Source organism: Rhizobium metallidurans, from assembly GCF_014196505.1.
Lineage (GTDB): Bacteria > Pseudomonadota > Alphaproteobacteria > Rhizobiales > Rhizobiaceae > Rhizobium > Rhizobium metallidurans.
This window is the reverse complement of record NZ_JACIDW010000001.1, coordinates 772,843-785,776: the sequence shown is the minus strand read 5'-3', so window position 1 is coordinate 785,776 and position 12,934 is coordinate 772,843. Positions and strand designations below refer to the sequence as shown.

9 protein-coding genes and 1 pseudogene are annotated in these 12,934 nt (G+C 60.9%); 5 read left to right on the top strand and 5 right to left on the bottom strand.

Translation table 11 applies throughout. From position 1 onward, the window contains the following. Positions 1 to 37 precede the first annotated feature (37 nt). From GGQ67_RS03440 to GGQ67_RS03430, 3 genes are all read left to right on the top strand, one after another. Positions 38 to 520 carry an Lrp/AsnC family transcriptional regulator gene (locus GGQ67_RS03440; RefSeq protein WP_183898753.1) on the top strand — a complete coding sequence of 161 codons (483 nt, stop codon included), beginning with the start codon at positions 38 to 40 and terminating at the stop codon, positions 518 to 520. 267 nt (positions 521 to 787) lie between these two features. Beyond that, positions 788 to 2,362 (top strand): Re/Si-specific NAD(P)(+) transhydrogenase subunit alpha, encoded by a 1,575-nt coding sequence (locus GGQ67_RS03435; RefSeq protein ID WP_183898752.1) that lies wholly within the window; start codon positions 788 to 790, stop codon positions 2,360 to 2,362. A gap of 30 nt (positions 2,363 to 2,392) precedes the next feature. Further along, on the top strand, positions 2,393 to 3,826 hold the full coding sequence (locus GGQ67_RS03430; RefSeq protein ID WP_183898751.1) for an NAD(P)(+) transhydrogenase (Re/Si-specific) subunit beta: 1,434 nt from the start codon (positions 2,393 to 2,395) through the stop codon (positions 3,824 to 3,826). 80 nt (positions 3,827 to 3,906) lie between these two features. On the opposite strand, the pseudogene GGQ67_RS03425 reads toward GGQ67_RS03430, so the two are convergent. Next, a pseudogene (locus GGQ67_RS03425) lies at positions 3,907 to 4,028 on the bottom strand (GTP-binding protein); the annotation flags it as partial. Positions 4,029 to 4,212: 184 nt separating this feature from the next. Between GGQ67_RS03425 and GGQ67_RS03420 the strand changes: the two are divergent. Then, on the top strand, positions 4,213 to 4,512 hold the full coding sequence (locus tag GGQ67_RS03420; RefSeq protein ID WP_183898750.1) for a hypothetical protein: 300 nt from the start codon (positions 4,213 to 4,215) through the stop codon (positions 4,510 to 4,512). 8 nt (positions 4,513 to 4,520) lie between these two features. Here the strand turns inward: GGQ67_RS03420 and GGQ67_RS03415 are convergent, their stop codons facing one another. The 4 genes from GGQ67_RS03415 to GGQ67_RS03400 all read right to left on the bottom strand — a co-directional run bounded on the left by GGQ67_RS03415 (position 4,521) and on the right by GGQ67_RS03400 (position 10,623). Further along, positions 4,521 to 5,570, bottom strand: coding sequence for an AI-2E family transporter (locus GGQ67_RS03415; protein ID WP_183898749.1), 1,050 nt, complete (start codon positions 5,568 to 5,570; stop codon positions 4,521 to 4,523). A 1,335-nt stretch (positions 5,571 to 6,905) separates the two neighbouring features. After that, positions 6,906 to 8,720 carry an SLC13 family permease gene (locus tag GGQ67_RS03410; protein ID WP_183898748.1) on the bottom strand — a complete coding sequence of 605 codons (1,815 nt, stop codon included), beginning with the start codon at positions 8,718 to 8,720 and terminating at the stop codon, positions 6,906 to 6,908. A gap of 57 nt (positions 8,721 to 8,777) precedes the next feature. After that, on the bottom strand, positions 8,778 to 9,299 hold the full coding sequence (locus GGQ67_RS03405) for a DUF1269 domain-containing protein (RefSeq protein WP_183898747.1): 522 nt from the start codon (positions 9,297 to 9,299) through the stop codon (positions 8,778 to 8,780). 211 nt (positions 9,300 to 9,510) lie between these two features. Then, positions 9,511 to 10,623 carry an alpha/beta hydrolase gene (locus tag GGQ67_RS03400; protein ID WP_246400083.1) on the bottom strand — a complete coding sequence of 371 codons (1,113 nt, stop codon included), beginning with the start codon at positions 10,621 to 10,623 and terminating at the stop codon, positions 9,511 to 9,513. A 328-nt stretch (positions 10,624 to 10,951) separates the two neighbouring features. Between GGQ67_RS03400 and GGQ67_RS03395 the strand changes: the two genes are divergently transcribed. Continuing rightward, a complete protein-coding gene (locus tag GGQ67_RS03395) occupies positions 10,952 to 12,781 on the top strand; it encodes an SLC13 family permease (protein ID WP_183898745.1) in 1,830 nt (609 codons plus the stop codon). Positions 12,782 to 12,934: the final 153 nt, after the last annotated feature.

The window sequence follows — 12,934 nt, the reverse complement described above, 5'->3', positions numbered from 1 at the left end:
GAGGAAACATACCAACATCGATTGCGAGGCGTGTCAAATGAACGATTCCACCGCGAAAATCGATGCATTCGACATGAAGATCCTCAGCGCCATGCAGCACGACGCGACCTTGTCGCAACGCGATCTGGCGGAGAAGATCGGCCTCTCGCAGAACGCCTGCTGGCGACGACTGCAACGGCTGCATTCGCTCGGGCTGATCCGCGGATCGCACAGCGACATAGACCTGAAGGCTCTGGGCTTCGACCTTACGGTCTTCGTCATGATCCGCACCCGCCATCATTCGAAGGACTGGAGCGAGGGCTTTCGGGCGCATGTCGAGCGGTTGCCCGAGGTGATCGACTTCTATCGCATCGGCGGCGATTGGGATTATCTGATCAAGGTCGTCACGAAAGGCATGTCCGGCTACGACGCGTTCTACCAGAAGCTCATCACCAATTTCGATCTCGCCACCGTCACCGGCTTCTTTTCGATGGAGGCGATCATCAACAATCGCCCGGTGGATTTGACCCGACTGCGCTAGGGACTTGGCCCGGTGACGCGTGGATGTCGGCGACCGACAACGTACGCAGCGCCTTACACTTTCCAGTCTCCCGACGCCGCCTCTACAGCCGAACAGCAGCACCTAACTTTGACGACGCTAAAGTGTCGATGCCAAATGTAGCCCTCGCTACTGTAAAGCGGGGGAAACACCGGGACGACGGTTGAGAAATTCCTTGAAACGCGTCACAAAACTGCCGCACTTACAAACCGCGCGCTGCGAAAGCGTGCTGACCCGAGGTCCATTGCAATGAAAATCGGCGTTCTGAAAGAAATAACCGTCGGCGAGGCGCGTGTGGCGATGACGCCGGACTCCGCGCTGCAATTGCAGAAACTCGGCTATGACTGCGTCATCGAAACCGGCGCGGGTCTCGCCGCCGGCTTTTCCGACGAGACCTACCGTGCTGCCGGCGTCGAAATCGCGCCCTCGTCCGACAGCCTGTGGGCATCGGCCGACGTCATCGCCAAGGTGCGTCCGCCGGAGAGCACCGAGACCGAAAGGCTTGGGCCTGAGAAAACGCTGATTTCCTTCTTTTATCCTGCTCAGAACGCGGCACTTCTGGAGCAGGCGAAGGCGACCGGTGCCAACATCGTAGCCATGGACATGGTGCCGCGCATTTCGCGTGCCCAGAAGATGGACGCCCTGTCGTCGATGGCCAACATCGCCGGCTATCGCGCCGTCATCGAAGCCGGCAATAACTTCGGCCGCTTCTTCACCGGCCAGGTGACGGCCGCCGGCAAGGTTCCGCCGGCCAAGGTGCTCGTCATCGGCGCCGGGGTCGCCGGTCTCGCCGCGATCGGCACCGCCACCTCGCTCGGCGCCATCACCTATGCCTTCGACGTGCGCCCCGAGGTGGCCGAGCAGATCGAAAGCATGGGCGCGGAGTTCGTCTTCCTCGATTTCAACGAGAGCCAGCAGGACGGCGCCGCCACCGGCGGCTATGCGGCCCCCTCCTCGCCGGAGTTCCGCGAAAAGCAACTGGCCAAGTTCCGCGAACTCGCGCCACAGATCGATATCGTCATCACCACGGCGCTGATCCCGGGCCGCGATGCGCCGAAGCTGTGGCTGGCCGACATGGTCGCCGCCATGAAACCCGGTTCCGTCATCATCGATCTCGCGGCCGAGCGCGGCGGCAATTGCGACCTCACCGTCGCCGACCAGAAGATCGTCTCCGACAATGGCGTCACCGTCGTCGGCTACACCGATTTCCCGAGCCGCATGGCCGCGCAGTCGTCGACGCTCTACTCGACCAATATCCGCCACATGATGACGGACCTGACGCCGGCCAAGGATGGCAAGCTCGTCCATAACATGGAAGACGACGTCATCCGCGGCGCAACCGTCGCCTTCAAGGGCGCGATCACCTATCCCCCGCCGCCGCCGAAGATCCAGGCCATCGCCGCCCAGAAGCGGTCCGACAAGCCAAAGGAGCCGACGCCCGAGGAAAAGCGCGCGCGCGAGGCAGCCGCCTTCAAGGCGCAGACCAAGAGCCAGGGCTTCCTGCTCCTGATCGGCACGGCACTTCTGCTCCTGGTCGGCGCCTATGCCCCGGCAAGCTTCATGAACCATTTCGTGGTGTTCATGCTCGCCTGCTTCATCGGCTTCCAGGTGATCTGGAACGTCTCGCACTCGCTGCATACGCCACTGATGGCAGTGACGAACGCGATATCGGGCATCGTCATTCTCGGTGCGCTGCTGCAGGTCGGGTCCGGCAACTGGCTGGTCGTCACCCTTGCCGCGCTATCGGTTCTCGTCGCGACGATCAACATCGTGGGCGGTTTTCTTGTCACGCGGCGCATGCTCGCCATGTTCCAGAAGTCCTGATCGGGCCAGGGATATCAAGGGATTTTCATTATGACGATTGGTATCGTTTCGGCCGCCTATATTTCCGCGGCCGTGCTTTTCATCCTCTCGCTGGGCGGCCTTTCCGGTCAGGAAAGCGCCAAGCGCGCCGCCTGGTACGGCATCGTCGGAATGGCGCTCGCCATTGTCGCGACCATCTTCGGCCCGGGCGTCGGCAACTGGCTCATCATTCTTCCAATGATCCTGGCGGGCTCCATCGCCGGCTACTTCGTCGCGAGCCGTGTGCAGATGACGGAGATGCCGCAACTGGTGGCCGCGCTCCACTCCTTCGTGGGCCTTGCCGCCGTGTTCATCGGCTTCAACGCCCATATCGAGGCATGGCGCATCGCCGGCATGGATGAAACCGCGCGCGCGGCCCTCGACGGCTTTGCCGGCATTCTCGCCCGCAAGACGCCGGTCGAGCTCGCCATCATGAAGGTCGAGGTTTTCTTGGGCGTCTTCATCGGCGCCGTCACCTTCACGGGCTCTGTCGTCGCTTTCGGCAAGCTCGCCGGCAAGATCGACGGCAAGGCCACGAAATTGCCCGGTGGCCATTTTCTAAATGCGAGCGCCGCGATCCTGTCGCTGATCCTGCTGCTGATGTATGCGAACGGCGCCGGTGTGTGGACCCTGATCCTGATGACGCTGCTGGCGTTCTTCATCGGCTACCACCTGATCATGGGCATCGGCGGCGCCGATATGCCTGTCGTCGTCTCGATGCTGAACAGCTATTCCGGCTGGGCGGCGGCCGCCATCGGCTTCACCCTCGGCAACGATCTCCTGATCGTCACCGGCGCGCTGGTCGGCTCCTCGGGCGCGATCCTCTCCTATATCATGTGCAAGGCGATGAACCGCTCTTTCGTCTCGGTCATACTCGGCGGTTTCGGCACGACGACCGGACCGGCGATGGAAATCGAAGGCGAACAGATCGCCATCGATGCCGAGGGCGTGGCCTCCGCTCTCAACGATGCCGATAGCATCGTCATCGTGCCGGGCTACGGCATGGCCGTCGCGCAGGCGCAACAGGCGGTTTCCGAGCTCACGCGCAAGCTGCGCGCCGCCGGCAAGACCGTCCGCTTCGCCATCCATCCGGTCGCCGGCCGCCTGCCGGGGCATATGAACGTGCTGCTCGCCGAAGCGAAGGTTCCTTACGACATCGTGCTTGAAATGGACGAGATCAACGACGACTTCCCCGAGACCGACGTCGTCATCGTCATCGGTTCGAACGACATCGTCAATCCGGCGGCGCAGGAAGACCCGAACTCACCGATCGCTGGCATGCCGGTTCTGGAAGTGTGGAAGGCAAAGCAGGTCTTCGTGTCGAAGCGCGGTCAGGGCACGGGTTATTCCGGCATCGAGAACCCGCTGTTCTACAAGGAGAACACGCGCATGTTCTATGGTGACGCCAAGAAGAGCATCGACCGGTTGCTACCCGCGATCGGGTGAAACCCGATCGGGGAGCCGAACCCTCGATGGTCGCCTTTCAGTTGTGAGAGGTGCGTCGGAGATGCACAGGCGGCAAAGGCTGTGACCACGGCGAGCGGATAGTGCTCGCGCATCGCCTTGTACAGCTTCTCGGTCAGTGCGGTCTTGCCCGAACCACGGGGCCGCCGATACCGATGCGCGCAGGATCGTTCTTCGACACCATCTCAAGCTCCCAAACCGATGGCGCGAATGGGCGGACACAAGGCGAAGCGATAACACGTTCTTTATGCGTAAATCGTCCAGAAGATGGGCATCCCGTCCCTAATCTTACGCCATGCCAAGACCGTTCGTTGACAAGGCTGCAACCCGGCAAATATCTCGCGAAGCTCTATCCATGGAGAGGCAAGATGCGTCGAAACATATGGATTGCTTTCGTTTCCTGCCTGCTGCTGACCACGTCGCCGTCAGCCCCCGCCTATGCCGTGACCGTCAACATCAACGTCGGTTCCGATCTCAACTTCGGCCGCGCGATCAGTTGCAGACAGGGGCAGCAACTGCTTGAGAACTGCGGCTTCCGCAATGTCCGACGCATCGACTGCCGGGGTCGGACGTTCATCTATCATGGTCGACGCGGCAGCAGCAATTTCGAGATTGCCCTCAGCGCGCACACGGGCCGCGTGATCCGCATGACAAGGCTTCGGCGGTAGACAACCGATCATCCCGAGCCTGCTCCGAGTTTGGCTTCCGGCTCGCTCGGCGCGCCGAGGATTTCCGCTATCCAGCGCGTCGAGGAAAAGCGCGCGCAGAAGGTGAGGATCGCGATCGTGATCGGCACGCCGATGAAGGCACCGAAGACGCCCCAGACAAACGACCAGGAAAAGACCGAAAACAGCACCAGGAATGGCGACATCGCAAGCGCATAGCCCGCAACGCGCGGTTCGATATAGCTCCCGATGACGAATTGTATGATGTTGAGCCCGGCGAAGATCAGGATCGCGGCCTCCGGCGATCCGAATTGCGCCAACGCATAGGCGCTTGGAAGCAATGTCGCCACGAAGGGACCCATGAACGGAATGTAGTTCAGCGTGAAGGCGATGACGCCCCATTCGGCCGCGAAGCGCAGCCCGAAGAGCGCGGAAAGCACCCAAACGAGCGTGCCGGTAACAAGGCTCATGACCGTGCGCACGGCCATGTAGCGCCGCAGCTTGGCGGCCGTCTGCAACGCACCGCCAACGATCGCATCCGCCTTTTCGTCGCTGAGCGCTTTTCGGATGTTGCGCGCGACGGCCTCGGTGTCGAGCAGCCCCAGGAGCACATAGACGACAACAACGATCCAAAAGGAAATCATCGTGTTCAAGCGGGCCGTCGCTCCCTGCAGCACGCGAAGCAGCGCGCTGAAATTGAAATAGTCCGCCCATACCCCGGCGATGACGATGCCGTGCCCGTCGAGCCATTGCACGAGATTGCCATACAGCAACTGGAACCGCGCGGCATCACTCACGACGGAGCGACCGATCCGCCCGAAGCCCCAGGCGGATATCGAGGCGAGAACGATAAAGACGCAGACGATCACCGCCACCACCAGCGCAAGGGCGACGAGCTTGGGCAGAAAGCGCTGCAGGCTGCTCTGAAGCGGCCAAACGAGACCGATAATGAAAAGCGCGCCCGCGACGGGCGCGAAAACGCCAGCCGCCGTCCGCAATACCCACAAGACCGCAACCGCGGCGATGATGGTCAAGAGCGCGATCACGGCTCGGCTGCTCATCCCGTCGACCTCTCCTCCAATTTCCCTGAACCGCGTCCCATCCTCACAAATATCGTTGGGCCGACAATGGGTTGGCTGTCCCAAAAGCATGCCTGACGTCTCTATTCACTGTGACGACGAATTGCTCGCGCGCCGGTGAACCGCGTTGCCGATAGCTGGGGGTATGACTCATTGATCCAGACGATGAAGACGGCAGCGAATGTGATCGCAGGTATGAAAGTGTGAGAACATCGTTCATATCTGGTGTGGACTCGTCTCCAGTCCTTGAGCAGACATGTCGAATAGCCAGATAGGTTGGCGAACGGCCGCTATATCACCGTCTGATATAGCGATTTTAAGCAAAGCTGGAACTTACCCTTTACGAACCAACGCTCGCAATTCGATTGCGGATTTAAATTCCCCCGATTAAGTTGCGTGAGTAGCAACCAATTTATCGCGGACTATTCGTGGAAGAAAAATCAATTCTTATAACGTCGTCGAAGATCATGCCGATCGTAGTTTTTATCGCTTTTGGTTTTCTATCTTTTCTGGTCTCCTCGCTCAGTATCGTTTTCTCCTTCGTTTTGTTGCTTTATGGAGCAACTTACCTCTTATTTTTGCTACCGAAAAGTGTGCTCATAGTGAGACATGTTGACAAGACAGAGTTGCAACTTTTCGACCATACCGAGACAATTGCGGACGGTGACATCAAATGGATATACCATGACGCAGAGTTGATAATCATCCAGTTAAGCAAAGATTTCTCCCGGAAAATACGCATAGGCTTTCTCACAATGAATAAACGAAAAATATTTATACGGATTGGATACATAAGGAGGCCTGGGGAAATGATAACTTTCTTCAAGTCACTCCCTGTGACGAGAAAACAATTTCTATTTCGCCGATTGTTATACAGCCTTTCTCCTTATTGATCTAAATCAATCTACTTATTTCACTTTATAAAAAGCTTTAAAATTCAAGGGTATATTGACAACGCAACGCATCAACCAAAAGTGGAGAACCATGCTTTCTCTCCGACGTAAGCTCGGGCGATGGTGGTGAAGACTTCTGGCAGAGTGCATAGAGAAGGAAGTCTAGATGGCTGAAGCGGCTGCACGAACCCGACCGACGAGAACCCGTGGGGCAGACTAACTGCTCAACAAGCTATGAACTTTAGAACGAGCAACCACTCAGCACGCCGGTCATCGACCCGCGGCACACCGCGCGATAACGAAAATTAGGGCTCGATCCGCCGCATCTGCTCCGGCGTCAACATCAGCAAATCATTCAAGGCAGCATCCTGCTGCCACCTTGAATTATCAATCCCTCAGATCAACAAATTAGTGGGTCCTGAGCCTAGCTGAACGGCCATATCCGCGGCACGAGAAAGACGGCGACGATGAAGAACCATGCCATCAGGGGCGTGCCGAGCTTCCAGTAGTCGCCGAAGCGATATCCGCCTGCCCCCATGACCATCATGTTGGTCGTTGTCGCGATCGGCGTCATGAAGGATGCTGATCCGGCGACGCAAAGGCTCATGAGCACCGGCTGTGGCTGGATGTTCATGGCCGCCGCCGACGCCATGGCGATCGGAATGACCAGCATCGTCGTCGCCGTGTTGCTCATGACCTGTCCCAGCACGGCTGTGAGCATGAAAAGACCCGCGACGAGAGCGCCGGGCCCGGCCGAGCCGAGCGCGGAGACAAGTTCGTCGGCCACGAATTTCGCCGTGCCCGATTGTATCATCGCCGTCGAAATCGGCATCATCGCGCCGATCAGGATAACCGTCGTCCAATGCACGGCCCGATAGGCCTGCTCGACCGTGATCGCGCCGGAGGCAACGAGCACACAGGCGCACAAGATGCCGGCGACGGCGGGCGGCACGATGTTCGACGCCAGCATGATGACAAGCGCAATCAACGTCGCGACGGCAACCTTGGCGCCCGGCCCCATCGGCACGGCATGCCGACGGACGAGATCGGGGGAATCGACCACGAGGACATCGGGGTCGTCGAGGCGCAGATCGAGCGCCTCCCAGCTACCTTCGAGAAGGATCGTATCACCTGCCTTGAGCCGCGGATCGGCATAGTCGATTTCCGCTCCGCCGCGATGCACGGCCAGGACAACGAGATCACCGCTCTCGGTGGCAAGGCCAGGAAACATCGACTGCCCTATCAGCTTGGATCGCGGAGGCACCATCACCTCGGCAAGCCCGGACCTGCGATTGAACGCGGCATTGCCACTTCCCTCGGGCGCGTCCTCGCGAACGGCCAGGTGAAGCCGCCCGGCCACCTCCGCGACCGCCTGGGCGGTACCGCGTACAAGCACATAATCATCGGCTTTCATGGCCCTGTCGCGAACCGGCAGACCGGACGCCGACGCCTGGACGGCCATGACCTGTACGTCGCTGGCAGCACCGAGGTCGATGGTATCGGTCGACAAGCCAACCAGCGGCGAATGCCGCCGGATGCGAAGCCGGAAGAGGCCATCCTCCAGGCCGTAATGCTCGACCAGTGTCTGGGCATGGCCGCTGAAATCGGCGGGCAGACGTGCATGCGTCTGACGGGGCAGCAGATACTTGCCCAGCAACAGGACGATGAGGACGGTGCCGGCGAGAAGCGGCACGCCGACAAGGGCGAATTCGGTAAAGCCGAACCCTTCAAATCCGGCATCCTCAAGCGCCTCGGACACGAGGAAATTCTTCGGGGCACCCGTCAGCAACAGGTTCGCGCCCGCATGAGCGGAAAAGGCCAGGGGCATCAGCAGTTGCGCGGGTGACTGATTTAGCCGCACCGCCGCGAACACCGCGACGGGTATCAATGCCGCCACGGCCCCGCTACCGCTGAGAAGCGACGTCAGGCCACCGACGGCGATCATGAGAACGAGCAGAAGCCGGCTGCGGTGGTTGTGGCCGGCGAGCGAGATGAGCGCTTGCCCGCACCACGCCGTGACGCCGGTTCTTTCGAGCGCGGCACTCACGATGAAGAGGCTGGCGACGAACAGGACGGCGCGGTCGCCGAAGCCGGCCAACGCCTGCTCCAGAGTGACGAGCCCCGCGGCCCAGAGCGAAAGCGCCGCCGCGAAGGCGACGGTGATGACGGGCAGCCTGTTCCACGCGAAGAGAACGATCGTCGCAAGGATTATGAAACCGGTGCTCTGGATCGCGGTCAAATAGCGCCTCCCCCGCCTAAGGCGCGGTATCGACGAAGCCTTTCCTGCATGGCGGCGTCACGACGTCGCCGCTGGCGCGGTCTCCGCTTCCGCCTGGGCGGCGGACAGTGCCTCGCGCAACGCGGCCTCCCTGGTCTCGTCGAAGGACGTCTGCAGGAGCTCGCCGCCGACGCCCCTGAGATCGGCCAGCACCTTGTCGGTCGTCATCTTGCGCACCAGCAGGAACAGCCCGGCGGTACCCGGCTGCAGAACGGACGCGGCCTTCTTCATGAATTGATCGTTGATCCCGCCGTCGCTGAGTTCGCCGGCAAGCGCACCGGACGCCGCGCCCAGCGCGGTCCCGACCAGAGGCATCAGAAAGATCGCCCCGATCAGCGTTCCCCATAAGGCGCCGGAAGCAGCACCTCGCGTGGTGAGATTGACGAGTTGATTGAGTTTGATATGCGCCTTCTCGTTCTTCACGACGACAACGGCGTCTTCAAGTTCGATGAGGTATTCCTGTTGCAACGACAGCACCTTCTGCCTGATCTCCTCGGCCTTGGCCTCGGTCGGGAACCCGATGAAAATCAGATCGCTCATCTCCGCCTCCTTTTGCTGAAAAGTCGACCGTTGGGGATACCGTGCAGCTGCCGCGAAATAGGGGTTGAAGAGCAATCGGAGCGGCCGAACGAACACGGTTATCGCGACTACGCTAGCAATTGCCGCGACAATAATGATGCGCGGCAAATCCCAATATTGCGCTCGTCGTCCCATTTTCGTCTGGATGGAAAACGCGCGCGGCGACATCGGTCTACGGGCTGGTCGCCATGTCGAAGAGCAGGATGGGAGCGGCAACGGCAAAGGTCGCGGCGGCGCCGATCGCATCGACCGCCGTCGTGGGCCGCGCAAGGTCGGCGTCGGAGATCTGCTGCCCCTGCACCAGTCGATCGCCGATCAGGCGAACGGCTTCGGGGCTCGTGGCGAACAGCGCGTGATTGACCCGATCTCCCGAACTCAGCGCGCTCAGATCCAGCACCGTGATACCCTGCAAATCCGAGAGCGCCCGCCGGTAATCTTTCTGCGACGGGTCGATGCCGCCTAGACGGGCATCTCCGCGCGAAATGAATTGCGACAGGCGAAGCGCCAGGTCATTGCGCGCGGAGAATATCGTTATCTTGGGGCGCTTCGGCCCCATATCCTCGACCTGCCTGCGAAAGACCCCGACATCCAGGTCCGGAGACGCAAGAATGAGGCTCGAGACCTTGCTCGGCACGCCGCCACGCCGCAGGGCGACCTGCCTGATCGCCTCAACCGCGAGCCAGGCGCCCATGGAGTGGGCAAGCACGACCACCTCGTTGATCGACTGGCTGTCGATCGCGGCCTGAAGCAGGTTCGCCAGATCCGATCGGGAGTAGGAGGCGTTATCAAGGTCGCGCTTATAATCGAGAAAACGCCCGCGCGACGGCCATGAAAACAGGATCGGAACGGCATCCGCATCTGAATCGTGCACGAGCTGCGCGAAACGGAAAACAGCGCGATCGAAAGTCGTACTGTAGCCATGGACGAAAACGAAGGCGCGTCGCTTCCGTGGCCCTTGCGCACGAAACGCGGCGCCGATATCGGCGCGATTGATGGGGGTAACCGATGTCGCCGCGAAGGTCCGTTCGGGATCGGCGGGCGAGCGGCGGGGAAGCTCGAGCGTCCCCGCCTTGCGATTGCGGGGCACGGAAATGCCGATCCGGGTGTAGGACACGGATGTGCCTCGCTCCCCGCCATATAGCACCGCCGGATCATCGACCGGAGCGCGGGTCGTCGCCGCGATAAGCGTGATCTGATCGGCGTTTTTCGTCGGAGGGGTAATGTTCAAAAGCCCTGGCTGCGGGCCGGCGCAGCCCACAAGGCCAGCAAAAAAAACGGATACCATGACGAGCCGCCGCCAGCGCATCTCTACCTCGGCAGGTCAGGGCGGCAACGCGAGACCCTTCCGTCGAAAAGCATGGTTACCATAGGAAAGACGCACTCCACGACCCATCGCGCTTACCTGCCGCCAGACCTCGGACAGGGTCAATAGCCGCGGTCGCGAAATCGCCTGGCCCCGAATACTTCGGGACGCATGGCGTAGCTTCGGGACGCCCGGCTCATGACATGTCGCATCGGCCGGCCCATCGTGAAGGTCGATCTCACATGCACCGACGGCCATCAGCGCGTTTGAAATCGTCTCAGGATTGGGTCTTCTCAAAGGGATAGTGGAATTGAATCCGGTAGCCCTCGTTGCGATCATCGTCGCTGCAGCGATCGTTCTATTCATGTGGAACAGGCTGCCGGTCGCGGTTGTCGCGATGTTGGTCTGCCTGTCCTTGTGGGCATCGGGGATACTCAGTCTCGAGCAGGCGCTCGCCGGCTTTGGCGATCCCGTCGTGATCTTCATCGCGACGCTGTTCGTTGTCAGCTCGGCGCTCGAAATCACGGGGGTGACCGCCTGGATCGGAAAGCACCTCATCCGGGTGGCGGGCGAAAAAAGCCGCTCCCGCTTTGTCGTTCTGATGATGAGCCTCACAGCGATGCTGACGATGTTCGTCGGGACGGCAGGCGCTGTCGTGGCGCTGTTGCCTGTGGTTATCGTGATTTCGGTCCGGCTTGGCCGAAAGTCCTCGCAACTCCTCATGCCCCTCGCCTTCGCGGCGCATGCGGGCTCGATGCTGGCGCTGACCGGGACGCCGGTGAATGTGCTTGTTTCGGACGCCGCGGTCGATGAGGGGTTTGCAGGTTTCGGCTTCTTCGAATTCGCCCTCGTCGGGCTCCCGCTCATCCTCGGCAGCATGGCGATCGTCGTCCTCCTCGGCGCGCGGCTTCTGCCGCAACGCAACGGCGCCGCCATCCCCGCGGATTTCAGCCGGCATGCCCGAACGCTGGTCGAACAATATGGGCTTGGCAATGATATTCACCGCCTGCGCATTCGCGGCTCTTCGCATTACGTCGGCAGAGCGCCGTCGACGATCGACCTGGCACCCGACGAAGGAATGCAGCTGGTGGCGGTGCATGAGGGTGACACGGCCAGACCGATCAGCCGGCCGCATATCGCCGAAGGCGATCATCTTCTGTTGCGTGGCGATGCCCACGTTGTCGCGAAGTTCGCGGCGGACACGCACCTGTCCTTCCGCGACCATACGGGAGGCGCCGACGATATCCTCTTCACCCACAAATCGGGACTGGCGGAGGTGGCGATTCCGCCCCGCTCAGGCCTGATCGGGCAGCGCGTCTTTCCAGGGATGGTGACGGAGAGCGGCGATCTGATCGTCCTCGCGGTTCAGAAGGCCGGAGCACCGATCGATGAAATCGAGCCGCAGAGCCAGACGGGCGCGATCGTGCTCGGCGCCGGCGATACGATGCTGTTGCAGGGAACCTGGAAGGCGCTGGACACGCGCCTCAGCGACCCGGATGTACTGACCGTCGGCTCGCCGGATCTCGTTCGCAGACAAGCCGCGCCAATGGGCAGCGAAGCACGGCGGGCCGCCTTCGTCTCGGCCGCGATGATCCTTCTTCTTGTGACCGGCCTCGTGCCGCCGGCGGTGGCGGGTCTGCTTGCCGCGGGAGCGATCCTTCTCTCGAGAATCCTGACCGCGGAGCAGTCCTACCATGCGATCGGCTGGACGACCGTGGTGCTCGTCGCGGCGATGAAGCCGCTCGGCACCGCGATGACGGAGACGGGCGCCGCGCAACTGGCCGCCGATCAACTCCTTTCCGTCGTCGGCCAGAGCAGCCCGACCATGCTTCTGGCGGGTCTTTTTCTGCTGACCGCATTGCTTGGACAGTTCATCAGCAATATGGCGACCGCCTTGATCGCAATCCCGATCGGGGTTGCCGCTGCAGCCGGCATGGGCATTTCCCCGCGCCCTGTCCTGATGAGCACGGCCGTCGCGGCGGCGGCGGCCTTTCTGACGCCGATCGCGGCGCCGGCAAACGCGTTGGTCATGGGACCGGGCGGATACACTTTCGGTGATTACTGGAAACTGGGCTTGCCGCTCCTTGCCTGGTTCTTCGTCGTTGCCGTCTTCATCGTCCCGCTCATCTGGCCGTTCTAGGTCTCGAACCTCAAGGGACACGCTAGCCGGGAAATGCTGCGCGTTTGCATCTTTATTTTACATATCGAAAATTGTATGAATGGCCTTCGTTTGAGGTTTAACTTCTGCACACAGTCAACATTGTCGCCCTGATGCAGATCGGTTTCATTCGTC